Source organism: Cronobacter sp. HA18006 (genome assembly GCF_011605445.1).
GTDB lineage: Bacteria > Pseudomonadota > Gammaproteobacteria > Enterobacterales > Enterobacteriaceae > Cronobacter > Cronobacter sakazakii.
In genome coordinates this window covers 25,733-52,222 of sequence record NZ_JAANQB010000021.1, presented here as the reverse complement: position 1 = coordinate 52,222, position 26,490 = coordinate 25,733, and the positions used below count along the sequence as shown (strand labels likewise).

Sequence of the window (26,490 nt, the reverse complement as noted above, 5' to 3'; positions counted from 1 at the left end):
TATTGAAAGGTGACACTTTACTCATCCTATCACAGGATTTTCAGGCTGGCGAAACACCGGGCGGATAACAAAACAGGCCCATCGGGCCTGTCAGGAATTACTTCACCACGCGCAGCGCAGGGCGTCCGCCACGCGGCGGCGGCTCGTCACCCGGATCGTTATCATCCGCATCGTCAGGCTTATCGCCATCAATGACAGACATGACCGTTTCCGGCTCTTCCGCGCTGTTTTCGTCGTTCAGGCTCGCCATCTCTTCATCATAAGCGGCTTCGGGCTCGAACATCGTACCGGCGCCGTTTTCACGGGCGTAGATAGCCAGCACGGCTGCCAGCGGCACGGTGACCTGACGCGGTACGCCACCGAAACGGGCGTTGAAACGCACTTCGTCATTCGCCAGTTCCAGATTACCGACCGCGCGCGGCGCGATATTGAGAACAATTTGCCCGTCGCGCGCGTACTCCAGCGGCACCAGCACGCCCGGCAGCGTCACATCCACGACCAGGTGCGGCGTCAGCTGGTTATCCAGCAGCCATTCATAGAAGGCACGCAACAGATAAGGACGACGTGGAGAGAGCTGAGAGATATCCATAAGGTTTAGCCCCGGGTTTGCAGACGGATTTCGCGCTCGGCTTCGGTCAGCGAAGCCAGGAACGAATCACGCTCAAACACGCGAGTCATATAACCTTTGAGCTCTTTAGCGCCCGCGCCGCTGAACTCAACACCTAACTGCGGCAGACGCCACAGCAGCGGTGCCAGATAGCAATCCACCAGGCTGAACTCATCGCTCAGGAAATAGGGCTTCTGACCGAATACCGGCGCGATAGCCAGCAGCTCTTCACGCAGCTGTTTACGCGCGTTATCGGCTTCCTGGGCGGAACCGCTGACAATCACGTTCATCAGCGAGTACCAGTCTTTCTCGATACGGTGCATATACAGGCGGCTTTCACCGCGGGCCACCGGGTACACAGGCATTAACGGCGGGTGCGGGAAACGCTCATCAAGATATTCCATAATGATGCGCGACTCCCACAGAGTCAGTTCACGGTCTACCAGCGTCGGCACGCTTTGATTTGGGTTGAGGTCAATCAGATCCTGCGGCAGGTTATCCGTTTCCACATGCTCAATTTCAAAGCTGACACCTTTCTCAGCCAGCACAATGCGGACCTGATGGCTGTAGATATCAGTAGGACCAGAAAACAGCGTCATTACCGAACGTTTGTTGGCAGCGACAGCCATGAAAACCTCCAGGTATATTCAGAAAGTTACTGCTACCAGCCGCAAACACGACTGGCCTTATTAATCACCCTTCCGTGCCGAACTTTCTTCCGTCTCTAAAACGAACAAAACGTGAACAGTTACCAGCATTTGGGCACAAAATTGGATGATAGTTTACCAGATTTTGCGCAGCTTGTGGTGAGAGGTTTTATCCGATTGCCGTAAATGGGCGGGATTTCAGTAGATTAGCGGCCAGATAAAAATTCCGGGCATAAAAAAACCCGGCGTTGTGCCGGGTTTTTCGCCAATTCGATTCTGCCAAAGCAGAAAAGGATTAACGTTTGGAGAACTGCGGACGACGACGTGCTTTACGCAGACCGACTTTCTTACGTTCAACCTGACGAGCGTCACGAGTAACGAAGCCAGCTTTACGCAGTTCAGAGCGCAGAGACTCATCGTACTCCATCAGAGCGCGGGTGATACCGTGACGGATCGCACCAGCCTGACCAGAGATACCACCACCTTTAACGGTGATGTACAGATCCAGTTTCTCAACCATGTCGACCAGTTCCAGCGGCTGACGAACTACCATGCGGGCAGTTTCGCGACCGAAGTACTGTTCCAGAGAACGCTGGTTGATAACGATTTTACCGTTGCCCGGTTTGATAAACACACGAGCGGCGGAGCTTTTGCGGCGACCAGTGCCGTAGTATTGATTTTCAGCCATTGCCATAATCCCGATTAGATGTCCAGAACTTGCGGTTGCTGCGCCGCGTGGTTGTGCTCGTTGCCCGCGTAAACTTTCAGTTTACGGTACATAGCACGGCCCAGAGGGCCCTTCGGCAGCATGCCTTTAACCGCGATTTCAATTACGCGCTCAGGACGGCGGGCAATCATCTCTTCAAAGGTCGCTTCTTTGATACCACCGATGTGGCCAGTGTGGTGGTAGTACATTTTGTCAGAACGCTTGTTGCCGGTTACAGCAACTTTTTCTGCGTTCAGAACGATGATGTAATCACCGGTATCAACGTGCGGAGTGTATTCCGCTTTGTGCTTACCGCGCAGGCGACGAGCCAGTTCGGTAGCCAGACGGCCCAGAGTTTTACCGGTCGCGTCAACAACGTACCAGTCGCGTTTTACGGTTTCTGGTTTAGCTGTAAAAGTTTTCATTAAAAGCTTACCCAAATATAGAGTTACACGTTGGCGAACACCCAAACGCTTAAATTGAGTTGAGGTTCACACGACAAAGTCCGCAAACCTACCCCCTCGGATATGTTTTCGGCACACAAAAGTTTCGGGAAAAAAACTTTGTTGTAACGTGGGGTCGCAAGATTATAGAGAAGTCGAGTATAAAGATCGACCCCTTTTATGAGGAAAGTACCCGAATTCGCTCCCCTGCGGGCAGAGGAGCGGTCAGGCGTCAGGCCAGATGCGGGCGTTTGAGGTATTCCTCGCTCTGCATCTCCTGCAAACGCGAGAGGCAACGCTTAAATTCAAACTGCAGTTGCTCGCCCTGATAGATGTCATCCAGCGGCGCATCCGCCGAAACCACCAGCTTCACCTGGCGTTCATAAAACTCATCCACCAGCGCGATAAAGCGCCGCGCCGCGTTCTCGGTGGAAGTGGTCATCACCGGCACGTCAAACAACAGCACGGTATGGAACTGGCGCGACAGCGCGATGTAGTCATGCTGGCTGCGCGCGTCCACGCATAAGGTGGCGAAGGACGCGGCCAGCGTCTGGTTTTCCACACCAAGCGTCGGCAGCGGGCGATGGTTAATCTCAAGCGACGGTGCCGCCGCGGCGTTACGCGGTGCGCCCGCCAGCGCCTGCCAGAGTTTGTCCATCTGGCGCGCCGTCTCTTCACTGCGCGGCGAGAGCCACAAATGCGCCTGAGTCAGCGTGCGCAGGCGGTAATCGATACCCGCATCGACGTTCATCACATCGCAATGCGCTTTAATCGCCTCGATAGCCGGCAGAAAACGCGTGCGCTGCAGGCCGTTGCGGTACAGCTCATCGGGCGGAATATTTGACGTCGCGACAAGCGTAATGCCGCGCGCAAACAGCGCCTGCATCAGGCCACCAAGCAGCATGGCATCGGTAATATCGGAGACAAAAAATTCATCGAAGCAGATAACGTCCGCCTGCGCTTTAAAACCGTCAGCAACCACTTCCAGCGGATCGGTCTGCCCTTGCAGCGCGGCGAGCTCTTCATGCACGCGCAGCATAAAGCGGTGAAAATGCAGCCTGAGTTTGCGCTCGCCCGGCAGGCTATGAAAGAACAGATCCATCAGCCAGGTTTTGCCGCGCCCGACGCCGCCCCACATATATAAGCCGCGTACCGGCGCTTCACTGAGCGCTTCTTCACGTTTGCCAAACAGCTTGCCGACTTTGGTCAGCAGGCCGCCACGAGCAGGCGCAGGCGCGTCGGTTTTCTGCGAAAGCCCCTGCCAGAGAAGATTCAGACGATTTACCGCTTCATGCTGTACGTCGTCCGGCTGATGGGTGCCCTCTTTCAGGGCCTGTTGGTAGCGCGATGTCGGAGAGATGCTCTGCATATATTATTCTTACTTCCTGAAAACGTTCGCCGCAGCGTTATTTTGGCCAAAAAAAGGCCGCTCTACACTACGCCATGCCGCTCCAGGATTCCACTTCTCCTGAATTAGCGGTTATAGTGGGTTTACCGGTCGACGGCACGCAGACGAGAAACCAAGCCTCGCCGTTACCACCCTACGGAATCACAAGACAACGGGAGATGTTCATGACCTGGGAATATGCGCTTATTGGGTTAGTCGTCGGCATCATTATCGGCGCCGTCGCTATGCGTTTCGGTAACCGCAAATTACGTCAACAGCAGGCTCTGCAGTACGAGCTTGAGAAAAACAAAGCGGAGCTTGACGACTACCGCGAAGAACTGGTCAGCCACTTCGCCCGCAGCGCCGAACTGCTGGATAATATGGCGCACGACTATCGTCAGCTTTATCAGCACATGGCGAAAAGCTCCAGCAGCCTGCTGCCGGAAATGTCCGCAGAGACCAACCCGTTCCGCAATCGCCTTGCGGAATCGGAAGCGAGCAACGATCAGGCGCCGGTCCAGATGCCGCGCGACTATTCGGACAGCGCGTCTGGTCTGCTGCGTACCGGCGCGAAGCGCAACTGATTCAGCTAACTATCCTTACCGTCGGGCGCATTTGCGCCCGCTTTTCTTTGGGCGCTGACTATGCTTATTCTGAGCGCTGCCGTCCCGATGACAGCATTGTTACGACATTGAGAATTCAATAATATCCGTGTTTTCAGGTGACTTTTATAACCAGGTTGCGAGAGCTGCGTTCATGAAAAAACAAACCCTGCTGTTAAGTGCGTTAGCGTTAAGTCTCGGTTTATCTCTGTCGGCGCCCGCGCCGGTGCTCGCTGCGCTGCCATCGCAGGTGCCGGGCCAGCCTGCGATCCCAAGCCTCGCGCCGATGCTGGAAAAAGTGCTGCCTGCGGTTGTCAGCGTGCGGGTGGAAGGCACCGCCGTGCAGGAACAGCGCGTGCCGGAAGAGCTCAAAAAGTTTTTCGGCGAATCGATGCCAGACCAGCAGGCGCAGCCGTTTGAAGGTCTCGGCTCCGGTGTGATTATCGACGCCGCGAAAGGCTATGTGCTCACCAATAATCACGTGATTAATCATGCCCAGAAAATCAGCGTTCAGCTCAATGACGGCCGCGAGTTCGACGCCAAACTGATTGGCGGCGACGACCAGAGCGATATCGCTCTGATCCAGCTGCAAAACGCCAGCAACCTGACGCAAATTCAGATAGCGGATTCCGATAAACTGCGCGTCGGCGATTTCGTGGTGGCGGTTGGCAACCCGTTCGGGCTCGGCCAGACGGCGACGTCCGGCATTGTCTCGGCGTTAGGCCGCAGCGGGCTTAATCTCGAAGGCTTCGAAAACTTTATTCAGACCGATGCGTCCATTAACCGCGGTAACTCCGGCGGCGCACTGCTGAACCTCAACGGCGAGCTTATCGGTATCAACACCGCGATTCTCGCGCCGGGCGGCGGCAGCGTCGGTATCGGTTTCGCTATTCCGGCGAATATGGCCCAGACGCTCGCTAAACAGCTGATGCAGTCAGGCGAGGTGAAACGCGGTCTGCTCGGCATTAAAGGCACCGAGATGAGCGCTGATATCGCCAAAGCGTTCAACCTGAATACCCAGCGCGGCGCGTTCGTTAGCGAAGTGCTGCCGAACTCAGGCTCCGCTAAAGCAGGCATTAAAGCGGGCGATGTGATCGTGAGCCTCAATGGCCGCCCGCTGAACAGCTTCGCCGAACTGCGCTCGCGCATCGCCACCACCGAGCCTGGCACGAAAGTGAAGCTGGGCCTGCTGCGCGACGGTAAAGCCCAGGAAGTGGAAGTGACGCTCGATAAAAGCACGTCTTCTTCCGCCAGCGCCGATATCATCGCGCCAGCCTTACAGGGCGCGACGTTAAGCGATGGCCAGCTTAAAGACGGCACCAAAGGCATTACCATCAATAGCGTCGAGAAAGGCAGCGCCGCGGCTCAGGCGGGCCTGCAAAAAGATGACGTGATCGTTGGCGTAAACCGGGCGCGCGTCAGCTCCATCGCTGAAATGCGCAAGCTGCTGGAAAGCAAGCCTGCCATCATCGCGCTGCATATTGTGCGCGGTAACGACAGCCTCTATTTGCTGCTGCGTTAATAAACTGAGACAACGGACATCACGCCGCGTGTGATGTCCGTTTAACTCATGATATGCTGCGCCCGTCCCCTGACTACTTATTCCATACACATGTTTCTGAAGCTTTTACGCTCGGTTATTGCGGGGTTAATTGTCGCCGCGTTGCTGCTGACGCTCGTACCTTCCCTGCGCCCTTATAATCCGCTGTTGCAGCAAAAGCTCGACAGCGTCGATGAAACGCCCGTGAGTTATAACCGGGCGGTGCGCCGTGCTGCGCCTGCGGTCGTGAACGTCTATAACCGCAGCCTCGGCGGCAGCAATCGCAGCCAGCTGGAAATTCGCACGCTCGGCTCCGGCGTTATCATGGATCAGCGCGGCTATATTCTGACTAACAAACATGTCATCAACGACGCCGATCAGATTATCGTGGCGCTGCAGGATGGCCGCGTGTTTGAAGCGCTGCTGGTAGGTTCAGACAGCCTGACCGATCTGGCCGTGCTGAAAATTAACGCGACCGCCCTGCCGGTAATTCCCATCAACCCACAGCGAATGCCGCATATTGGCGATGTCGTCATGGCAATAGGTAACCCGTACAACCTCGGGCAGACCATTACGCAGGGGATTATCAGCGCCACCGGGCGAATCGGCCTGAACCCGTCCGGACGCCAGAATTTCCTGCAAACCGACGCTTCCATCAACCACGGCAACTCCGGCGGCGCGCTGGTGAACTCGCTTGGCGAGCTGATGGGCATCAACACACTCTCCTTTGATAAGAGCAACGACGGCGAAACGCCGGAAGGCATCGGTTTTGCGATCCCAACACAGCTTGCCACGCGCATTATGGAAAAACTCATCCGCGACGGGCGCGTGATCCGCGGCTATATCGGTATCAGCGGACGTGAAATTACGCCGATGCACACGCCAGCGGCGGGTATCGATCAGATACAGGGGATTGTGGTGAACGACGTGGCGCAGGACGGTCCTGCCGCGCGCGCAGGCATTCAGGTGAATGATGTGATTGTGTCGGTTAACAACAAGCCCGCCATCTCCGCGCTGGAAACCATGGATCAGGTGGCGGAAATCCGTCCTGGCTCGGTGATCCCGGTGGAAGTAATGCGAAACGATCGCAAGCTCACCATTCAGGTGACGATTCAGGAATACCCGGCGACGCCGGAATAGCGGTATCGCAGGCATAAAAAAACCGGAACCTGAGTTCCGGTTTTTTTTCGTCCATTAACGCTTACTTGTTAACGAACTCTTCGCCCAGGGCGATATCTTTTTTCAGCGTGTCCAGCATGCCTTCCAGCGCTTGCTGTTCATAAGCGCTCAGCGTGCCGATCGGTTTACGCTCTTCAATGCCGTTTTTACCCAGCAGCAGCGGCTGAGAGAAGAAGCGGGCATATTCGCCGTCGCCTTCCACATAGGCGCATTCCACCACGCCCTGCTCGCCCTGCAGCGCACGCACCAGAGAGAGGCCAAAACGCGCAGCCGCCTGGCCCATAGAGAGGGTCGCAGAGCCTCCGCCCGCTTTCGCTTCCACCACTTCGGTACCCGCGTTCTGAATGCGTTTGGTCAGATCGGCCACTTCCTGGTCGGTGAAGTTCACGCCCGGGATCTGGGAGAGCAGCGGCAGAATGGTCACGCCTGAGTGGCCGCCGATTACCGGCACGTCCAGCTCAGCCGGTTTTTTCCCTTTCAGTTCCGCCACAAAGGTGTTGGAGCGGATGATGTCCAGCGTGGTCACGCCAAACAGTTTGTTCTTGTCGTATACGCCTGCTTTTTTCAGCACTTCTGCCGCGATGGCGACAGTGGTGTTCACCGGGTTGGTGATGATGCCGATGCACGCTTTCGGGCAGGTGGTCGCCACCTGCTGAATCAGGTTTTTCACAATGCCTGCGTTCACGTTGAACAGGTCAGAGCGATCCATACCCGGTTTACGGGCAACGCCTGCGGAGATCAGCACCACATCAGCGCCTTCCAGCGCCGGTTTGGCGTCTTCACCGGAGAAACCTTTGATTTTCACGTCGGTCGGGATATGACTCAAATCCACCGCAACCCCTGGGGTTACCGGCGCAATGTCATACAGAGAGAGTTCTGAACCTGAAGGCAGTTGGGTCTTGAGTAGAAGGGCAAGCGCCTGGCCGATACCGCCTGCCGCGCCGAGGACTGCAACTTTCATCCTAAACTCCTTATTATGGTTAGCAATTGTGTGCCGTTACTCCATGAGGTGGCGACCATAATCATCCTGGGAGGAAGTTATAGCACTCTTTTCGCCCGCAGTTTGCGATCGTAGCGCGGTTTAACTGAAAGCGATGCGGCCTTCTCGCCCGGGTGCAGATGACGCGAATACCGCCGGGTCACTACCGAAGCAACATCTCAACAGGCGGTTACATTACACCCTCTTTAAGCATCAAAACAACATCATTTTGATAACATTTGGTTTACTTAAAGCCTTATTTGCGAGTCGTGACGCAGGCATGTTCCTCGATAACGTAATTTGATAAAATTCGTCTCTTTCATAACATTATTTCAGCCCGCCGCAAGGCAGACCATTTGCATAAAAATTCATCACAATGCATAATAATGTTGTTTATTGGCCTGTATACGGGTGATATATGCGTAGCTCCGCAAAACAAGAAGAATTAGTCAAAGCCTTCAAGGCCTTACTAAAAGAAGAGAAGTTCAGTTCCCAGGGCGAAATCGTCCAGGCGCTTCAGGATCAGGGTTTCGAGAACATCAACCAGTCCAAAGTCTCCCGCATGTTAACGAAATTTGGTGCCGTGCGTACCCGCAACGCCAAAATGGAGATGGTCTACTGCCTGCCGGTTGAGCTTGGCGTGCCGACGACCTCCAGCCCGCTGAAAAACCTGGTGCTGGATATCGACTATAACGACGCAGTGGTGGTGATTCACACCAGCCCCGGTGCCGCGCAGCTTATCGCGCGTCTGCTGGATTCACTCGGTAAAGCCGAAGGGATTCTGGGCACCATTGCGGGTGACGACACTATCTTTACCACGCCCGCGCGTGGCTTTACGGTGAAAGATCTCTACGAAGCCATTCTGGTACTGTTCGAGCAGGAACTCTAAGCGCTGTGCCGCCGGATCTTCCGGCGGTTATCCTCTTCCCTTCGTATTTCCACTTTCTTTTAATACCCGAACCGCGTCATCCACCTGTTTTTTGCCGCTACGGCTGCGCGAACGTCTGAAGACCGCACAAATCGTCAAATTCACTCAATCTATTGATTTATCGAAAAATTGATCTGAAAACGGACTTTTTACCCTCACTTTTATAATGATCGGTAATAAAAACCATGTCCGGACCGAACAAAGTTTCATAGTAAATAATTAGGATCGTATTAATTTTTCGGGTAACTAGTGTATACTTGTTTTTGTGATGAGGGTCACACAATAAGACCCCACCGATAACAATTACGACGAGGAAAAGAACATGAAAACTAAATCTACTGTAACAGCCCTGACACTTCTCTCCATGCTGTCCTTCGGCGCTTTCGCGGCGGACTCCATCAACGCAGAACAGGCGCAGAACCGTCAGTCTATCGGTACCGTTTCTGTTGACGCCGTAAACGCGGCTCCGATGGATCTGCGTGCGATGCTGAATGAAAAAGCAGAAGCGAAAGGCGCAACCGCGTATCGCGTGATTGAAGCCCGTACTGGCGACCACTGGCACGCCACTGCCGAGCTTTATAAATAAGCGTTATAACCGTCAGGCGTTTACGCACGACGAAAGTAATACCTCTCAGCGGCCCGATAAAAACCGTACGCTAACCATTAAGGCCGCTGAATACACCTGCATGAGGAATGAATGATGAAAACGACATTTACCATCGCTGCTCTGGGCCTTGCATCCGTACTTTCATTTGGTGCGAGCGCCGCAGTTCAACAGGTCAACGCGCAACAGGCGCAAAATCTCCAGCCGATGGGCTCCGTCTCCGTGACGCAGCTGAGCGGCTCGCCGATGGATGTTCGCCAGCAACTGGCCGCTAAAGCAGAAAAAGAAGGCGCAAGCAGCTATCGCATCACTGAGCTGACTCAGGGCGATCACTGGCACGCCACGGCAGAACTGTACAAATAAACCCTCGTCGTCTTCTTCGACGACTTTTGCCCCTGCTTCGCGGGGGCCTTTTTGAGGGTTTGGAGTATGGCTATTGCCGGATATTGAAGAGGAGCTGACCTTCCAGCTCCTCTTCTGCTTCATCAAACAGCAGAATCAGCGCGCCAAAGCGGCGTTTCACTTCCGCCGTCACATGCAGGAAGACAATCTCCAGCGGTAACGGCAGCCCCTCTTCCATCACCACCTTCCACAGACTATCCAGATCCGTTACGCGCGCGGCCCCGATGCCAAACGTGTCGGCAAATGCCCGATAGAAATCCTGCTGACTGGCAATCGTACTGAAATCAAAACTGTAGCTTTTCATTGTCGCCACCACGTTTAGCGGGCGGCTGTGATGCCGCCCCCACGCTTATAACCCGCCAAGATGCAGCGTTTTCACTTCCATAAACTCATCGAGGCCCAGCACAGAGCCTTCGCGCCCAAGCCCTGACTCCTTCACGCCGCCGAACGGCGCCACTTCGGTCGAAACGGCACATTCGTTAACGCCAATCATGCCGCTTTCCAGCTGCTGTGAGACGCGGAACACGCGCTGCAGATTCTGAGTGTAAAAGTAAGCGGCGAGGCCATAAGGCGTATTGTTGGCCCGCGCGATAACTTCCTCTTCGGTTTTAAAGCTAAAGCAAGCCGCCAGCGGGCCGAACGTCTCTTCCTGCGCCAGTTTCATATCGTCGTTCGCATCAATCAGCACCGTCGGCTGCCAGAAATTACCGCCGAGCGCATGCGGTTTGCCGCCGGTCAGCACTTTCGCGCCCTTCGCGACCGCGTCTTCCACATGCTCACGCACTTTATCGACCGCCGATTGCTCGATAAGCGGCCCGACGATCACGCCGTCTTCCATGCCGTTGCCCACTTTCAGCGCTTTTACCGCTTCCGCCAGTTGATTAACGAAACGGTCATAAACGCCTTCCTGGATGTAAAAACGGTTAACGCTGACGCACACCTGGCCTGCGTTACGGAATTTATTGGCGACCGCGCCTTTGACCGCCGCGTCGATGTCGGCATCGTCAAACACGATGTACGGCGCATTGCCGCCAAGCTCCATCGACACTTTCTTCATCGTTTCAGCGGCGTTGCGCATCAGCGTTTTGCCAACAGCGGTCGAGCCAGTGAAGGAGATTTTGCGGACATCCGGGCTTGCCATAATGGCGTCGCTGATTTCCGATGTACTGCCCGCCACCGCGTTCAGCACGCCGTCCGGCACGCCTGCCTGTTGCGCCAGCGCCACCAGCGCGAAGGCGCTGAGCGGCGTATTGTTAGCGGGTTTAATCACGCCGGTGCAGCCCGCGGCGAGCGCCGGGCCAAGCTTGCGGGTCAGCATCGCCATCGGGAAGTTCCAGGGCGTGATCGCCGCCACCACGCCGACCGGCTCGCGGGTCGCCAGGATACGCGAGCCAGGCTTCACGGGTGGAATGATTTCGCCGTTGGCGCGTTTGGCCTGCTCGGCGAACCACTGAATAAAGCTCGCGGCGTATTCCACTTCGCCTTCGGCTTCTTTCAGCGGCTTGCCCTGCTCACTCGTCATCAGCTCGCCAAGCGCGCGCTTGTTTTCAATGATGAGTTGATACCAGCGATAGAGAATTTCAGAACGTTCTTTCGCGGTTTTGGCGCGCCAGGCAGGGAAAGCGCGGCTGGCGGCGGCGATAGCGGCCTCGGTCTCTTTTTTGCCCGCTTTCGCAACCTGCGCGATGACGTCGCCCGTCGCCGGGTTCAGCACATCGAAGGTCTCCTGCGCGCTGTGCCATTTCCCGTCGACAAAATAGCCGGTTTTGAAAAACGCATATTCTGCAAATGCTTGTGCGGTCATTGTCCCCTCCTGCACGTGAAATTCCGTGGATGGAGGTAAGTATAGACAGAAAAAAACCGACGCTTTGGGCGTCGGTTTTGGCATTACGTGTTGGTAAAAGCCTGCTGATATTTATGAAGCATATCGGTCAGCCGCTTCACAGAATCAATCACCGACTGCGGCGCCGCCCAGACATGCAGCTTCTCCTGGTAGACCGCCAGCTCATCCAGCAACTGGCGGAACGTCGCGCGTCGTTTTTCATCGCTGGAGGCGGAAATGACCCGGTCCGCCGTGCGTCTCAACTGACGGTGAAACGCCGAGAGATCGTCATTGACCGGCACCGGCGCTTCGCGCAGACGCTGGTGCGCGATGATGAGATTCAGCGCCAGGCGAAACTTCGCCACGTCATCCGGGAATTTGCTTAGCAGCAGAAAGAGCTGCTGATACAGCGCAGGCAGATGGTTTTCTTTGCGCCGCGCTTTGTTGGTGGTGAGCGACGAGACTGCCGCCGAGACAAACTGGTTCAGCAACATGCGGCCCGTCTGCGCCTGCGAATTATCGCGGATCACCAGAATCACCATCATCGCCAGCACACAGCCCACCAGTTGCCCGAGCGCGCTGTCGAGGAACTGGCTGAAATGGAACGTCATCGGGTTATCCAGCACCAGAATATTGATAGTGCCCGCCAGCGCGCCCATGGAGCCGAGCCGCCGCTTTTGCACTTCGATGCCAATAAAAAAGCCGAGCAGCGCCAGGCTGATACACAGCAGCAACATGCTCTGCTGAGTCGAAGGGAGCACGACCAGAAAATATAACGCCCCGAGCGGCAGCGCGACGAGCATCCCGTAGAGAAAATCGAGCGATACCATGCGCGGGTTCGGCAGGCGCATCGCCAGCGCCGTCACGACCGCAATCATGATCATCGCGCCGCTGCCGGAGGTCCAGCCGGTCCACAGCCAGAAAAGCGTGCCCAGCAGGCACGACACCGTCGTGCGCCAGAAGTTGATCATGGCGTGGTGGCGCTCCGCCGACGGCGCTTTAACCACCACTTCGTCGGTCAATACGTCCTCTTCCACCGCGCTGATTTTCGCGTTGGTGATCACGCCGCGCTTGAGCAGCAGATAACGTGTGGCCGCGCCCACCCAGGTGTAAATCGTCACCGGCGTGTCGTGCTCGCCGGTCCAGGAGAGCACGCGGCGGATGAATTTCAGGCGGCGGTGCACATCAGCGGCGGTTTCCACCGGCTCGACAAACAGCTCGCGGTATTCCGGCGCTATCGACTCCGGGCGGGTGTTCTGGATGAGATACGTCTCGCAGGCCTGGGTAATGAGCGTCAGCGAGAGCGTATTGAGCGCCTTAAGGCGGCGGTTCGCACGCACCCAGCGCGAAGACTCCATATTCAGGTTCACCCGCATGCCGTCGAGCGCGGCGGTGCGGCGCACCAACGCGCCCCAGGCTTTGTCCACCGCTTCGCTGTCGCCGTGGGCCATGCAGAGCTGCATCAGGCGAAACTGCTCCACCAGCAGCGCGTCCAGTTCACGGTCGATCTCTTTTTTAATGGAGCGTGGTGAGAACAGTAGATCGGCGATAATCGCGCAGAAGATCCCGAGCACGATTTCACTGCAGCGCTCCAGCGCGAACTGCGGCGCGAGCAGCGGTTCGGTCTGGATCGTGATGACGATAATCAGCGCCGTATAACCCGCAAGCCCCCAGGCGTACGAGTTTTCGACTTTCACCAGCGACGAGACCCAGGTGCAGAAACCGGCCCAGATGCAGCAAAGCGTCAGCATCACGACCGGCGCGCGAATGGTGCCAATGATCATCACCAGCGCGGCGATACAGCCGATAAACGTACCGATGATGCGGAGCATCCCGCGATAGCGGATAGCGCCGGACCACGGCTCGCCGCCAGCGGCAAACGCCGGACCCGCGGCTACAATCGCCGCGGTCAGCACGGCCCAACGCGGCGTCTCAAGCTGAAAGTGAAACCCGACGAACAGCGCCAGCACAATGGCGGTCGCAAGCTTTATCGCAAAGCGCAGATGCCGGGGATCGATTGATAAAAAGCCCATCATCATTAGCCGAATTCGCGCAGACGGTGCATCAGCTTGTTAAAAGCCGATTCCTGGCTGCGGTCACGATCCCGCTCTCCCGTCACCACGACGGTCGCCGTCGTGCCAGCCGGGTAGAGGTTGCCGGGTTGTTTATCGAGGCGAATGCGTACCGGTACGCGCTGCGCCAGACGCACCCATTCAAGGTTGGAATCGACGGTCGCCATGCCTTTGGCATCACGGGTGCTACTCGCGTTTGTCACGCCTGCCGAGACGCTGTCGACGGTGCCGTGCAGCACGTTATTGCTGCCAAGCGGCGTAATCTCTACGCGAAAGCCAGGACGCACGCCTTCAAGCTTGGTCTCTTCCATATAAGCCTGAACGTAGAAGCTGTTCTCCTTAACCAGCGCCACCGCCGTGGAGCCGCGCGTAATAAATTCGCCGGTGTAAACGTTAAGGTTGGTAACCCAGCCATCCGCAGGTGCGCGGATCACGGTGCGTTGCAAGTCAAGCTTCGCCAGATCGCGCGTCGCTTCGGCTTTCGCCAGCTGATGCAGCACGGTTTGCAGCACGTTGTTCGCCTGGTCTATCTCTTCACGTGACATCGCCTGAATGCCAAGCTTATTACGGCGGCCCGCCTCGCGGCGTTTTTCATTGGCCAGCGCCTGGTAATACGCGACATCGGCTTCGGCTTCTTCCAGCGCCTTCTGGTAGCGCGGCTGGTCTATAGTGAAAAGCACCTGATCTTTTTTCACCAGCTGGTTGTCATGCACGTCCACCGACGTGATAAGCCCGGCGACGTCGGGCGCGATGGCGACCACATCGGCGCTGAAGCGCGCATCACGCGTCCAGGGCGATTCGGTATAAAAACTCCAGGCGCGAAAAATGGCGATGAAGGCGAGCACGACCAGCACCACGGTGATGGCTGTGCGGGTGATTTTTGTTGTTAGTAGTTTCACATCAACCTCAGACAAACAAGCGCGACAGCAGATAAAACAGACAGCAGTAGAGCGCCGTATTAAATAACGCCGGATGCCAGACGAAATCGTAAATCCCGGTCGGGATCAGCGCGCGGCGCACCAGCCAGAAAATCGCCAGCGACAGCAGAAGCTCAAAAAAGATCGGCGGAAAGGAAAGACCGAATATCACAATGACCGGAAAAAGACTCATGTTGACCTTGATTTGCGTGCAGGCGATTGATTTTTAAACTATATTCCGCAACGAGTGACCAGGAATGGCCGGGCGAGAGTGCGGTGTAGTTATGTTGGAAATAATATATTAGCGTAACTGATAGTAAGTTATCTATGATATGTGATCTAAATCACTTTTAAGCCAGAGTGAATAATGGAACGACTAAAAAGAATGTCGGTGTTCGCCAAAGTGGTGGAGCTGGGCTCGTTTACCAGCGCCGCCAGGCAGCTTGAGATGAGCGTCTCCTCTATCAGTCAGACGGTATCGAAACTGGAAGATGAGTTGCAGGTCAAGCTGTTAAACCGCAGCACCCGCAGCATTGGCTTAACCGAGGCAGGCCGGATCTACTATCAGGGCTGCCGTCGTATGCTGCATGAAGTACAGGAAGTGCATGAACAGTTATACGCTTTTAATAATAGCCCTATCGGCACGCTGCGGATCGGCTGTTCTTCAACCATGGCGCAAAATGTGCTGGCGTCTCTGACCGCCGAAATGCTGCGCGACTATCCCGGGCTGTCGGTCAACCTGGTGACCGGTATTCCGGCGCCCGATCTCATCGCCGACGGGCTGGACGTGGTGATCCGCGTCGGTGCGCTGCAGGATTCCAGCCTGTTTTCGAAGCGCCTCGGCTCGATGCCGATGGTCGTCTGCGCGGCCAAAAGCTATCTCGCCCAGGCGGGCACGCCGGAAAAACCCGCCGACCTCGCCAATCATTCATGGCTTGAATATAGCGTACGCCCGGATAATGAATTCGAGCTTATCGCGCCGGAAGGCATTTCCACCCGTCTGCTGCCGCAGGGACGTTTTGTCACTAACGATCCGATGACCCTCTCACGCTGGCTGAAGGCGGGCGCCGGCATTGCGTATGTGCCGCTGATGTGGGTGATCGACGAGATCAACAGCGGAGAACTGGAGATCCTGTTTCCGCGCTACCAGTCCGACCCGCGTCCGGTCTACGCGCTCTATACCGAAAAGGACAAACTGCCGCTTAAGGTGCAAGTGTGTATAAACGCGCTCAACGACTATTTCGTGAAAGTGGCGCAGGTATACCAGGAGATGCGGGGAAGAAACGTGAAGGGAAAAGAGAGCCGCGCCTGAGTGTCTCGCCCCTCGCAAACGGAGGGGCTATACCACATGCTTACGCCGTGCCGCCGACCGTGAGGTTATCGACCTTCAGCGTCGGCTGACCGACGCCCACCGGCAGGCTCTGGCCTTCTTTACCGCAGACGCCGACGCCGTTATCAAGCTTCACGTCGTTACCGACCATCGAAATCTGCTGCATCGCCTCGATGCCGGAGCCGATAAGCGTCGCGCCTTTCACCGGCTTCGTCACTTTACCGTTTTCGATGAGATACGCTTCCGACGTCGAGAAGACGAACTTACCGGAGGTGATATCCACTTGGCCGCCGCCGAAATTCGGCGCGAAGATCCCGTAATCCACGGATTCGATAATCTCCTGCGGCGTGGATTTCCCGGCCAGCATGTAAGTATTGGTCATGCGCGGCATCGGCAGGTGCGCGTAAGATTCGCGGCGGCCGTTACCGGTCGGCGCGACGCCCATCAGGCGCGCGTTGAGCTTATCCTGCATATAACCTTTCAGGATGCCGTTTTCGATCAGCACGTTGTACTGGCCCGGCACGCCTTCGTCATCAATCGCGAGAGAACCACGGCGATTGGCAAGCGTACCATCATCCACCACAGTACAGAGTTCAGACGCCACAAGCTCGCCCATTTGACCGCTGAAAACCGACGTGCCGCGACGGTTGAAGTCGCCTTCCAGACCGTGACCGACGGCTTCATGGAGCAGCACGCCCGGCCAGCCCGCGCCCAGCACAACCGGCAGCGTGCCGGCAGGTGCCGCCACCGCGCTCAGGTTTACCAGCGCCATGCGCACCGCTTCTCTCGCCCAGGCTTCAGCACGTATTTCGCCGTCGGTATTCTCCATAAACCACTGGTAGCCGAAACGGCCGCCGCCGCCGCTGGAGCCGCGCTCACGCTTGCCGTCTTCTTCCACCTGTACGCTCACGGAAAGGCGCACCAGCGGGCGCACGTCAGCCGCCAGCGTACCGTCCGTCGCCGCCACCAGAATCAGTTCATAGACGCCGGTCAGGCTCGCGCTTACTTCCTGGACGCGCTTGTCGGCGGCGCGCGCGGCGTTATCGACACGGCGCAAAATATCGAGCTTCTCTTCACGGCTCATGCTTTGCAGCGGATCGAGCGTGGTGTAGAGCGGCGAATAGTCCACGGCGCTCAGGGTTTTAATGCGCCCTTCGCCTTGCTCGCGCACGATGCTGCGCGCGGCCTGCGCGCTCTGCTCCAGCGCCAGCAGGCTAATCTGATCGGCATACGCGAAACCGGTTTTCTCGCCGCTGATGGCGCGTACGCCAACGCCCTGGTCGATATTGTAAGAGCCGTCTTTGATGATACGGTCTTCTAAAACCCAGGATTCGTGATAACTGGACTGAAAGTAAAGATCGCCGTAATCCAGGCGGCGCTCATAAAGCTGGCCCAGGATGGAGAAGAGATCCTGATGGCTCAGGCCATTGGCAGACAGTAGCTGCTCACTTACCAGGTTCAGACTCATTATTTGCTACTCTCTTGGTCCTGCCCGCACGGGCAATGAAAAAGGTTATCAGGCGAGCTTGCGGTAATTCCGCCGCGGCGTCAAATCATTGCGCCGCTTGCGCACGCGGCTGGCGCATCACTTCATTGATTTGCGGCTTATCGATTGGCCCGGTGATGTGATAGCGCAGTACGGAGATTTTATTCCACAGCGGGCCAAGCACTTTGCTGGCGGCAAACACCGCCGCGCCGACAATCGGGTTCACGGCGAACGCCGCCGCCACGCCGACCGTTGCGGAAATCTCCGGTGCCACGACCGCTTCCATATCCAGCGTCCGGGCAGGCAGGTTAACGGAGCCTTTCATGGCGATATCCGCTTCCAGGCCATCCACCAGCGTATCTTCAGTGTGCATGATACCGTCTTTGATCCAGACCGTGCTGCGAATCGAATCGTAATAAAAACCTTCGCCGAAGGTATCGCTGAAGTCAAAGCGCAGCTTGCGCAGCAGCGCGTCGAAGCTCAGCAGGCGCAGCAGTTGCCCCGCGTGGCCGGTGCCCAGATCGGCGATTTGTCCTTTGCCGAGGCGAGTATGCAGCACGCCATTCAGTGAAGCTTCATCCGGTTTCCACGGCGCGTCGCGCCAGTGGAGATCGTAATCGACATTAAACGACGATCCCTGAAGCGGCGTTTTCACGCCGAAGAAATTGGTCGCCGCATCCAGTTGTTTCCCCTTCAGCACGCCTTTGACTGAAGTGCGCATGGCATCCTGGCGGTTAACCCATTCGCCTTCCATCGTCAGGCGCGCGAAGCCGGTATCCAGCAGACCGTTCGCGAGCGACAGCGTATCGCCGTTAATGGTGAAATCGCCGTCGATGCGGCCATATTTCTGTCCCCACAGCCAGCACTCGGCGCAGCGCAGCGCCAGATTTGGCCATTGGCTGAAGTCCACGGCCTGCGTTTTTTGCCCGGAGGGCGTGGTCAACACCGTGGTCGCTTCATCCGCGTGGCTCGGGTTGTAATAGAGATAGTCGATATTCGCAAGCCACGGCGCGCCGTCGCGCATCAGCAGGCGACCGTTAATTTCACGGCCCTGAGCGGAAACTTCCGTACCGCCTGTCTGCGGCTTCGTCATGATGCTGAGGTTATTCCAGCGCTGTCCGCCGAAGGTCAGCGCCGGGGTGCGCAGCGTTATCGCCTCCGGGAACAGCGTCGTGCTGCTGACCTTCTCGGCCGCGCCCTGGTTAAAGAGCGCCAGCCACTGCGCGCCATCCATCGCAGGCAGATTCAGCTCAACGCCGCGGTTTTCCGGCAGCGGCGGCGTGGTGCGGCTGTCAGAGGCCCAGATAGCCCTGTCCAGCGTCAGCTTGCGGCCCAGCAGCCAGCGGCTGTTGAAATGGTTTTCTGCCCCGGCGTTGCCGGTCACATCAAAGCTTTTGAGATCGCCTTTCGCGCGCACTTTAAACGGCAGCGCTTTACCTGCGGGCTTTTCAACCGGCTCAGGTAAGTGACTGCTTACATTCTTCAGATCGCCGCTAATGTCGACCTGATAATTCACACCCGCATGATAAGGCAGCGAAATCGCCACTTTGCCGTTCCAGGGAATGCTGCCGCTGAGCGCGTCGTTCATCGGCTTCGGCAGAAGACCGGTGCGGGTGGGCTGCCAGTCGCCGTTCATGTTCACTTCTACCTGATAAGCTTTCGGCTCTTCACGGGTCGAGAAGTCGATATTCAGCGGCTGGTTAAACCAGGTGGCCGTTAACGGTTCGCTCTGCAGATTGCCGTTAACGAAGCTGAATTTGCCGTTCAGGTTATGCAGCGTGCTGTTGAGCGGCTTCACAAATAGCGCGTTATTGCGCAACCAGACGTCGCCTTTCGCGGTCGTCATGGTGCCATCCAGCGGAATGTCGAGATGTAAGCGAGCATTCACATCGCCGTCGAGCTGGAGCTCGTCCAGCGTCGTGCCCAGAGAATCCGCAAGCGGCGTCTCTTTAAAGTAAGGCCCGACTGCTTTACCCGGTCCGGCAATATCGGCATCGATAAACAGTTTTTCCTGCGAGTAGTCCGGGATAACGGCCGTCAGGTTTTTACCCGTAACGCCGCCAAGCATGACCTGCGGCGCCGCCATCCACAGCCCGTCATTGCGAAAATCGAGATTAATAGCGAAATCTTTCAGCGCGGGCCAGTCCGGCTGGAACGCGTAGGTGGCGTTGTGCAGCGGCACATAGACTTCAAACTGACCGTCGTTTTGTTTATATGGGAAGTGCTGCGGGTTACCGACATAGACCAGCGTGGCGTTCTCCACCTGTCCGCCCTGAATCGCGCCGCTCAGGTAATCGACGAGATCTTTACCCATCAGGTTTTCCGGGAAGTAGCGCCAGGCCTGTGCGGCATCGGAGGTCTTAATGCCTGCCAGTATTTCCAGCCAGGGCTGGCCGTTTTTCGGCTGCTGATAGCGGAAATCACCACGCGCCCACAGGGAATGCGCCTGCACATCAAGATGTTTACCGGCAAGCGTGAAGCCTTGCGCATCGTTGCGCCAGTCCAGCGTCGCCTCGCCGCGCGTAATCTCAAGCGGCGCGCGGAACACCGTCTGGTACGGCATCCGGGCGTCAGTCATATTGACCGTCGCCTGGCCATGCGCCGGCGTGCCGAAAACCGAGCCGGAAAAATGCTCCGCGCCAGGCAGAAGTTTCCACTGCTGCCAGGAGAGATCGCTCCAGCGGGCCAGAAAACGCGTTTTGTCGGTCGCCTGAAGCGGGATATCGAGCGCCAGCGCATCAATTTTCCCTTTCGGGCGCGTGCTGCCCCACACTTCGCCAAGCGACGGCGCAAGCTTTGTTGCAAGTGGTAAAAACCCTTCCAGTCCGCTCAGCTCAAGGTTGCTGGCGCGTACGCGCAGTTCGTCGCTGCGCCGGACTTTGTCGCCGTCGACCGGTTGATCGGCAAGCCAGGCCAGATTCAGCGAACCTGCGGGCCAGGGCTTATCGTCCACGGTCACGCGCGTCTGCGGGATGGCGACCTGCCAGGCGTCATCGGCACGGCTGATGTGCGCGGTCAGATTATCCACCGAAAGACGGTGGCTGCGATCCTCGCCGCGCCAGGTGGTGCCGCCCTGCTTGAGCCAGATATCGCCGCCTTCCACCTCGCCGTCACGCAGCGTCATCCATGCTTCGAGGCTGAACTGCGCGCTGGTCAGATCGACGTTATCTTTCATCCACTGGCCAAGCCAGGGCTTAACATCCACATCATCCGCCTGCATCCAGACCGTACCGCGATTCAGCAGGCCGTTGTCATCGCGCAGATCCATGCGCACCTGCATCACGCCATGCTGACCGGTAAGACTGGAGAGGCTGACCTGGCCTTCGGCGCGGTGACGATTTTTCCCGTTAAGCCAGGTTAACTGAGGAACAGCGAGTTCGGCGCGCTGGCCGGATATCGTGATAAAGCTGAGTGTACTGTCGCGCAGATCGAAGTGATCGAACTGACGGAAGAAGAGATCGCTGAGTTTGTTGCCTTCCAGCGGGTTGCCGCCTTCGCGCTGTTTGATTGGCGTGTTGGTACGCACCTGGAGCTGGTAAAAGGTGAGATCGCGAAACTGCCAGCGCAGATGCAGCAGGCTTTGCCAGACATCCAGCGCGACCGTGACGCGCCTGACGGACACGCTGCCGCCGTCGCTGAGCTGCGCGCGGATATCACGCACGTCGAGCGTCGGGCCGAAAGTTTGCCAGGCGGCGTCAACATGGCTCGCCTGTACGGGAACGCCGGTCGCGCTGGAGATTTTCTCCAGCAGCGCGGGCCGCCAGGTGTTGAGATGTGGCAGCGCGAGGCGCAGTCCACTCACCATCAGTGCGACGATAACAATCAGCGTTGCGCCTGTGAGTAGCAAAATGCCCGGCAGTCGCCTCACCCTTCTCTCCTTGTCAGCCGCCGCGGCGGTACCTTCACTCACACAGTCGACCGCTGTGCGCTACATCATGACCACGTCGAACTGCTCCTGGTTATAGAGCGGTTCGATTTGCACCTTAACCTGTTTACCGACAAAAATCTCCACTTCGGCCAGCGCATGGGATTCATCGCTTTTCAGCGCCTCCGCCACCGCAGGCGACGCGTAAACCAGGAAGCGGTCAGAGTCGTAAGCGTGATGCACGCGCACGATTTCGCGCATGATTTCATAGCAGACGGTTTCTACCGTTTTCACGGTGCCGCGACCATGACAGGTTGGACAGTCATTACACAGCACATGTTCAATACTTTCGCGGGTACGTTTGCGGGTCATTTCCACCAGGCCGAGCTGCGAGAAGCCGTTGATGCTGGTTTTCACGCGATCCTTGCTCAGCGCCTGCTCAAGCGAGTGCAGCACGCGGCGGCGGTGATCTTCATTACTCATATCGATAAAGTCGATGATGATAATGCCGCCGAGATTGCGCAGGCGCAGCTGGCGGGCAATCGCCTGTGTCGCTTCAATATTGGTGTTGAAAATGGTGTCGTCGAGATTGCGATGGCCGACAAAAGCGCCGGTGTTGATATCAATCGTCGTCATCGCTTCGGTCTGATCGATGATCAGATACCCGCCGGATTTCAGTTCAACTTTACGCTCCAGCGCGCGCTGGATTTCATTCTCAACGTCATAGAGATCGAAAATCGGCTGGCGGCCGCTGTAGTGCTCAAGCTTACTGGTCATCTCCGGCATATACTCCGCCGTAAATTCCAGTAGCATTTCATAGGTCAGACGGGAATCGACACGGATGCGGTCAAGCTGGGCGACCGCGAAATCACGCAGTACACGCTGGGCCAGCGCCAGTTCGCCGTAGAGCTGATAGCGCGTCTGATGGCGCTTTTTACGCTCCATCACTTTGGTCCAGACGCGTTTCAGGTAGGCGGCATCAGACGCCAAATCTTCTTCGCAGACGCCTTCGGCGGCGGTACGAATAATAAAACCGCCCTGCTCGTCGCAATAATCCGCCACGATGCGTTTCAGGCGCTCGCGCTCGGTTTCGCTCTCAATACGCTGAGAGACGCCGACGTGTGACGCGCCCGGCATAAAAACCAGATAGCGCGACGGCAGCGTGATATCGGTAGTGAGACGCGCGCCTTTGGTGCCGAGCGGATCTTTCACCACCTGCACCATGAGATCCTGCCCCTGGCGCACAAGCTCTGAGATATCGCGAACGGTGAAGTTTTTCTGCTCGTCGCCCGCCACGCATTCGGTGTGCGGCATGATGTCGGAGGCGTGAAGAAACGCGGCTTTATCGAGGCCAATATCTACAAATGCCGCCTGCATTCCCGGAAGAACGCGACTGACCCGACCTTTGTAGATATTGCCTACTATCCCGCGGCGCGCTTCACGCTCAATGTGAATTTCCTGCAAAATACCGCCATCAATGTACGCCACCCGGGTTTCCGACGGGGTAACGTTAACCAACAATTCAGCCGTCATCTTGTTTATCCCTCACGCAGTGAGTTGAATTCGCTCAGCAATTCCCAGGTTTCTACCAGCGGAAGCCCTACCACCGCGTGGTAGCTTCCTTCTATACGTCTGACAAAACAGCCGCCCAGCCCCTGAATCCCGTATGCGCCCGCTTTGTCCATCGGCTCGCCGCTTTCGACATACGCCGCGATATCCTGCACCGTCAGCGCCCGGAACGTCACGCGGGTAATGACCAGACGCTCACACACGCGCTGTTTATCAGCAAGCGCGACGGCGGTCATCACTTCATGCGTTTGCCCGGAGAGCCTGCGCAGCATCTCTGCCGCATGGGCGGCGTCGCGCGGTTTTTCCAGCACGTCGCCATCCAGCACGACGATCGTATCGGCACCAAGCACAGGGAGATCGCGCGCGGCCAGCGCGACGCCAGTGCGGGCTTTGTCGCGGGCCAGACGGGTGACATAATCCTGCGGCGCTTCCTGCGCGCCGCGCTGTTCCTCAACTCCCGGCACCAGACGTTCAAACGTAACGCCCAGCATTCCCAGCAGCTCCTGACGACGCGGTGAGCCCGAGGCGAGATAAAGATCTGTCATATCTGTCCTTTATTGTACAGCAAACTGTTGGCGTACTTTGCGCATCAGCAGGAATATCCACGGCCAGAGCACGCCATTCACAACGCTGCTCCAGAAGACTTCAGGCCGGAAAGCCACATCGATAACCAGGAATTCCGCCCAGAAGACGATAATATCCGCCGCCAGCGACAACAGCATCACGACCAGCGCCTGTTGCCAGAGCGCCAGGTTGCGGAAAAGCTGAAATTTCAGCGCGACCAGATAGGCGATGATACTCAGTGAAAGGGCGCGAACCCCCAGCGTAGAGCCGCTGATAAGATCAAGTATGGCACCCATCACAAACCCCGTGCCAACATTTACGCGATGCGGCAGCGCAAGGATCCAGTAGAGCAGAATCAGCAGCACCCAGTTAGGCCGGAAGACGATAATCGCATCCGGCCAGGGCATAATCTGCAACAGCAGCGCGATTAAAAAAGAGAGCCAGATAACCCAGCGCCCCTGACTACGGTAGCTCGCCACTACTGTCCTCCCTGTGCGGGAGTCGCGCCGCCAGACGGCGTCGCGGTGGGTGATCCCGCGTTTGGCGCAGCAGGCGCAGGCGGCCCCATCGCATCCGGCGATGGAAGTACTTGCGGCATCATCTGCATCAGGCGTTCGTTCGCCACGCGATGCACTTCCTCCGGCGTCATCGGATTTTTACCTTCGCGATCGGCTCCCCACAGCAGCAGCAGATAGCGCAGACGTTGCAGACCGGCGGTCGGACGCGCCTGAATGACGGTATACGCGCGCTGGGTGTCGAGCTTCACGGATGAGACCACGCCAACCGGATACCCTTCCGGGAAACGGCCGCCGAGACCGGAGGTCACCAGCACATCGCCGACGCGAATATCGGTATTGGCAGGCAGATGCTCCAGCTGTAAATCGTCGGTACAACCGCTACCGGCCGCAATGACGCGAATGTCGTTACGCAGCACCTGAACAGGCAGCGCGTGGGTGGCGTCGCAGATAAGCAGCACACGGCTGGTAAGTTTCGCCACGGCGACCACCTGACCCACCACGCCTTTATCGCTGATGACCGGCTGGCCTTCATAAACGCCATTGACGCTGCCTTTATCGATCACGACCTGATCGCTGTAAGGATCGTTGACGGTCGAGATCACCTGCGTCACCATTTTCTGTTCATCCTGACGCAGCGGCGAGCCGAGCAGTTCGCGCAGGCGCGCGTTTTCCTGCTTGTACTGGCCAAGCATCAGAATTTCGCTGTTCTTCAGCAGCAACTCCTGACGCAGCGCCCGGTTTTCCAGCTCAAGCTGATCGCGGGACGCCAGCGTTTGCGAGACGCTGTCGAGTAATTCACGTGGACCGTTGGAGATAAAGTAGAAAGGACTGACGGCGGTATCCATGTACGTCCGAATCTGACTGAACGTACCGAGGCGGCTGTCGGCGATGATGACACCAAGCGCCACCAGCACCGCCAGAATAAGGCGAATCTGTAGCGACGGGCCACGGCTAAAAATTGGCTTCATAGGCTATGCGTATTCCCAAACCAACAAGAAGGGCAACCGGAGTTGCCCTTTCCTGCGGCTGTTACTCTTCGCTGAACAGGTCGCCGCCGTGCATGTCGATCATTTCCAGCGCCTTGCCGCCGCCTCGGGCCACGCAAGTGAGCGGATCTTCCGCCACCACGACCGGAATGCCGGTCTCTTCCATCAGCAAACGGTCAAGGTTACGCAGCAGCGCGCCGCCGCCGGTCAGTACCATGCCGCGCTCGGAGATGTCGGAAGCCAGTTCTGGCGGGCACTGTTCCAGCGCGACCATAACGGCGCTGACGATACCAGTCAGCGGTTCCTGCAGCGCTTCGAGAATTTCGTTAGAGTTCAGAGTGAAACCGCGCGGAACGCCTTCTGCCAGGTTACGGCCGCGAACTTCGATTTCGCGGACTTCGTCGCCCGGGTAGGCGGAGCCGATTTCATGTTTGATACGCTCAGCGGTGGCTTCACCGATAAGCGAGCCGTAGTTACGGCGCACATAATTAATGATGGCTTCGTCAAAGCGGTCGCCGCCGATACGCACGGAGGAGGAGTACACCACGCCGTTCAGGGAGATAACCGCCACTTCGGTCGTACCACCACCGATATCCACCACCATAGAACCGGTCGCTTCAGACACCGGCAGACCCGCGCCAATCGCGGCCGCCATCGGCTCTTCAATCAGGAACACTTCACGCGCGCCTGCGCCCTGTGCGGATTCGCGGATAGCACGGCGTTCAACCTGAGTCGCGCCGACCGGCACACACACCAGCACGCGCGGGCTCGGGCGCATAAAGCTGTTGCTGTGCACTTGCTTAATGAAGTGCTGAAGCATTTTTTCCGTGACAAAGAAATCGGCGATCACGCCATCTTTCATCGGGCGGATAGCGGCGATATTGCCCGGCGTACGGCCAAGCATCTGCTTCGCTTCATGACCAACGGCCGCGACGCTCTTCGGCGAGCCGGCACGATCCTGGCGAATGGCGACCACGGAAGGCTCATTCAGTACGATGCCTTGCCCTTTTACATAGATAAGGGTATTCGCGGTACCCAGGTCAATGGACAGGTCATTGGAAAACATGCCACGAAATTTTTTAAACATACTAAGGGATAATCCTGAAAGCTGGGGCGGAAAACAAAATCCGCTTACTTTACCAACCACACGAAGCAGCGACAAGGCGCAAAAAATGTTCTGCATCGGTGAAAAATAGTGCGGCTTTTCTTCTGTTAAACCGTCGTCGCCCCGGCCTTTCCGGCTGACGATTTCGTGAGCGTTGCTGGCCCGACGACGTCTTATACGTGAAGAATGAAAGCCTGCGTTAATATGCTGCGACACTCTGGCCGGCAGGCGT

Annotated in this window: 25 protein-coding genes; 7 read left to right on the top strand and 18 right to left on the bottom strand. The window is 57.2% G+C overall.

Annotated elements, in window-relative coordinates; all coding sequences use genetic code 11:
- Window positions 1–97: 97 nt before the first annotated feature.
- The 5 genes from sspB to zapE form a co-directional block, all read right to left on the bottom strand.
- The gene (sspB, locus tag G9X48_RS12405) at window positions 98–589 is read right to left on the bottom strand and encodes a ClpXP protease specificity-enhancing factor (protein ID WP_004385110.1); all 492 of its coding nucleotides are present in this window, start codon (window positions 587–589) and stop codon (window positions 98–100) included.
- 5 nt (window positions 590–594) lie between these two features.
- Window positions 595–1,236, bottom strand: a complete 642-nt coding sequence (sspA, locus tag G9X48_RS12400; RefSeq protein ID WP_004385111.1) for a stringent starvation protein SspA — start codon at window positions 1,234–1,236, stop codon at window positions 595–597.
- A 313-nt stretch (window positions 1,237–1,549) separates the two neighbouring features.
- Window positions 1,550–1,942: a 30S ribosomal protein S9 gene (gene rpsI / locus G9X48_RS12395; RefSeq protein ID WP_000829818.1), complete on the bottom strand. Its 393-nt coding sequence runs from the start codon at window positions 1,940–1,942 to the stop codon at window positions 1,550–1,552.
- Window positions 1,943–1,956: 14 nt separating this feature from the next.
- Window positions 1,957–2,385 (bottom strand): 50S ribosomal protein L13, encoded by a 429-nt coding sequence (gene rplM, locus G9X48_RS12390; protein WP_002437467.1) that lies wholly within the window; start codon window positions 2,383–2,385, stop codon window positions 1,957–1,959.
- 250 nt (window positions 2,386–2,635) lie between these two features.
- Window positions 2,636–3,772, bottom strand: coding sequence for a cell division protein ZapE (zapE, locus tag G9X48_RS12380; RefSeq protein WP_166499955.1), 1,137 nt, complete (start codon window positions 3,770–3,772; stop codon window positions 2,636–2,638).
- A 203-nt stretch (window positions 3,773–3,975) separates the two neighbouring features.
- Between zapE and zapG the strand changes: the two genes are divergently transcribed.
- The 3 genes from zapG (at window position 3,976) to degS (ending at window position 7,072) form a co-directional block, all read left to right on the top strand.
- The gene (zapG, locus tag G9X48_RS12375; RefSeq protein ID WP_004385113.1) at window positions 3,976–4,374 is read left to right on the top strand and encodes a Z-ring associated protein ZapG; all 399 of its coding nucleotides are present in this window, start codon (window positions 3,976–3,978) and stop codon (window positions 4,372–4,374) included.
- A 172-nt stretch (window positions 4,375–4,546) separates the two neighbouring features.
- Window positions 4,547–5,914, top strand: coding sequence for a serine endoprotease DegQ (gene degQ, locus G9X48_RS12370; RefSeq protein ID WP_004385114.1), 1,368 nt, complete (start codon window positions 4,547–4,549; stop codon window positions 5,912–5,914).
- Window positions 5,915–6,004: 90 nt separating this feature from the next.
- The gene (gene degS, locus G9X48_RS12365) at window positions 6,005–7,072 is read left to right on the top strand and encodes an outer membrane-stress sensor serine endopeptidase DegS (RefSeq protein WP_004385116.1); all 1,068 of its coding nucleotides are present in this window, start codon (window positions 6,005–6,007) and stop codon (window positions 7,070–7,072) included.
- 61 nt (window positions 7,073–7,133) lie between these two features.
- Here the strand turns inward: degS and mdh are convergent, their stop codons facing one another.
- Complete coding sequence (gene mdh, locus G9X48_RS12360) at window positions 7,134–8,072, bottom strand: malate dehydrogenase (RefSeq protein ID WP_004385118.1); 939 nt, start codon at window positions 8,070–8,072, stop codon at window positions 7,134–7,136.
- Window positions 8,073–8,508: 436 nt separating this feature from the next.
- Here mdh and argR point away from each other — a divergent pair, with 436 nt between their 5' ends.
- The 3 genes from argR (at window position 8,509) to yhcN (G9X48_RS12345) (ending at window position 9,985) form a co-directional block, all read left to right on the top strand.
- Window positions 8,509–8,979 carry a transcriptional regulator ArgR gene (gene argR / locus G9X48_RS12355; protein WP_004385120.1) on the top strand — a complete coding sequence of 157 codons (471 nt, stop codon included), beginning with the start codon at window positions 8,509–8,511 and terminating at the stop codon, window positions 8,977–8,979.
- A gap of 361 nt (window positions 8,980–9,340) precedes the next feature.
- Window positions 9,341–9,604: a peroxide/acid stress response protein YhcN gene (yhcN, locus tag G9X48_RS12350; protein WP_004385122.1), complete on the top strand. Its 264-nt coding sequence runs from the start codon at window positions 9,341–9,343 to the stop codon at window positions 9,602–9,604.
- A 114-nt stretch (window positions 9,605–9,718) separates the two neighbouring features.
- Window positions 9,719–9,985 carry a peroxide/acid stress response protein YhcN gene (gene yhcN, locus G9X48_RS12345; protein ID WP_004385123.1) on the top strand — a complete coding sequence of 89 codons (267 nt, stop codon included), beginning with the start codon at window positions 9,719–9,721 and terminating at the stop codon, window positions 9,983–9,985.
- Between the two features lie 70 nt (window positions 9,986–10,055).
- Here yhcN (G9X48_RS12345) and G9X48_RS12340 read toward each other — a convergent pair whose 3' ends face one another.
- The 5 genes from G9X48_RS12340 to aaeX form a co-directional block, all read right to left on the bottom strand.
- Complete coding sequence (locus G9X48_RS12340; RefSeq protein ID WP_004385124.1) at window positions 10,056–10,328, bottom strand: hypothetical protein; 273 nt, start codon at window positions 10,326–10,328, stop codon at window positions 10,056–10,058.
- 45 nt (window positions 10,329–10,373) lie between these two features.
- On the bottom strand, window positions 10,374–11,828 hold the full coding sequence (locus G9X48_RS12335; RefSeq protein WP_004385125.1) for an NAD-dependent succinate-semialdehyde dehydrogenase: 1,455 nt from the start codon (window positions 11,826–11,828) through the stop codon (window positions 10,374–10,376).
- Between the two features lie 83 nt (window positions 11,829–11,911).
- Window positions 11,912–13,879, bottom strand: coding sequence for a p-hydroxybenzoic acid efflux pump subunit AaeB (aaeB, locus tag G9X48_RS12330; RefSeq protein WP_097640662.1), 1,968 nt, complete (start codon window positions 13,877–13,879; stop codon window positions 11,912–11,914).
- Between the two features lie 5 nt (window positions 13,880–13,884).
- Window positions 13,885–14,817, bottom strand: a complete 933-nt coding sequence (gene aaeA, locus G9X48_RS12325; protein ID WP_097640657.1) for a p-hydroxybenzoic acid efflux pump subunit AaeA — start codon at window positions 14,815–14,817, stop codon at window positions 13,885–13,887.
- A gap of 7 nt (window positions 14,818–14,824) precedes the next feature.
- Window positions 14,825–15,028 (bottom strand): p-hydroxybenzoic acid efflux pump operon protein AaeX, encoded by a 204-nt coding sequence (gene aaeX / locus G9X48_RS12320; RefSeq protein ID WP_004385128.1) that lies wholly within the window; start codon window positions 15,026–15,028, stop codon window positions 14,825–14,827.
- Window positions 15,029–15,202: 174 nt separating this feature from the next.
- Between aaeX and aaeR the strand changes: the two genes are divergently transcribed.
- Window positions 15,203–16,147: an HTH-type transcriptional activator AaeR gene (gene aaeR, locus G9X48_RS12315; RefSeq protein ID WP_004385129.1), complete on the top strand. Its 945-nt coding sequence runs from the start codon at window positions 15,203–15,205 to the stop codon at window positions 16,145–16,147.
- A 40-nt stretch (window positions 16,148–16,187) separates the two neighbouring features.
- Here the strand turns inward: aaeR and tldD are convergent, their stop codons facing one another.
- The 7 genes from tldD to mreB all read right to left on the bottom strand — a co-directional run bounded on the left by tldD (window position 16,188) and on the right by mreB (window position 26,240).
- The gene (gene tldD / locus G9X48_RS12310; RefSeq protein WP_007888214.1) at window positions 16,188–17,633 is read right to left on the bottom strand and encodes a metalloprotease TldD; all 1,446 of its coding nucleotides are present in this window, start codon (window positions 17,631–17,633) and stop codon (window positions 16,188–16,190) included.
- Between the two features lie 85 nt (window positions 17,634–17,718).
- On the bottom strand, window positions 17,719–21,519 hold the full coding sequence (gene yhdP / locus G9X48_RS12305; RefSeq protein ID WP_097640656.1) for an AsmA2 domain-containing protein YhdP: 3,801 nt from the start codon (window positions 21,517–21,519) through the stop codon (window positions 17,719–17,721).
- Window positions 21,520–21,579: 60 nt separating this feature from the next.
- Window positions 21,580–23,049: a ribonuclease G gene (gene rng / locus G9X48_RS12300; protein WP_004385132.1), complete on the bottom strand. Its 1,470-nt coding sequence runs from the start codon at window positions 23,047–23,049 to the stop codon at window positions 21,580–21,582.
- 5 nt (window positions 23,050–23,054) lie between these two features.
- Entirely contained in the window at window positions 23,055–23,630 is a 576-nt protein-coding gene (locus G9X48_RS12295) for a nucleoside triphosphate pyrophosphatase (RefSeq protein WP_097648065.1), read from the bottom strand.
- A gap of 9 nt (window positions 23,631–23,639) precedes the next feature.
- Entirely contained in the window at window positions 23,640–24,128 is a 489-nt protein-coding gene (gene mreD, locus G9X48_RS12290) for a rod shape-determining protein MreD (RefSeq protein WP_004385134.1), read from the bottom strand.
- Window positions 24,128–25,135: a rod shape-determining protein MreC gene (mreC, locus tag G9X48_RS12285; RefSeq protein WP_007872749.1), complete on the bottom strand. Its 1,008-nt coding sequence runs from the start codon at window positions 25,133–25,135 to the stop codon at window positions 24,128–24,130. The genes mreD and mreC overlap by 1 nt, the downstream gene beginning before the upstream one ends.
- A gap of 61 nt (window positions 25,136–25,196) precedes the next feature.
- A complete protein-coding gene (gene mreB / locus G9X48_RS12280; protein WP_004385136.1) occupies window positions 25,197–26,240 on the bottom strand; it encodes a rod shape-determining protein MreB in 1,044 nt (347 codons plus the stop codon).
- Between the last annotated feature and the right edge of the window lie 250 nt (window positions 26,241–26,490).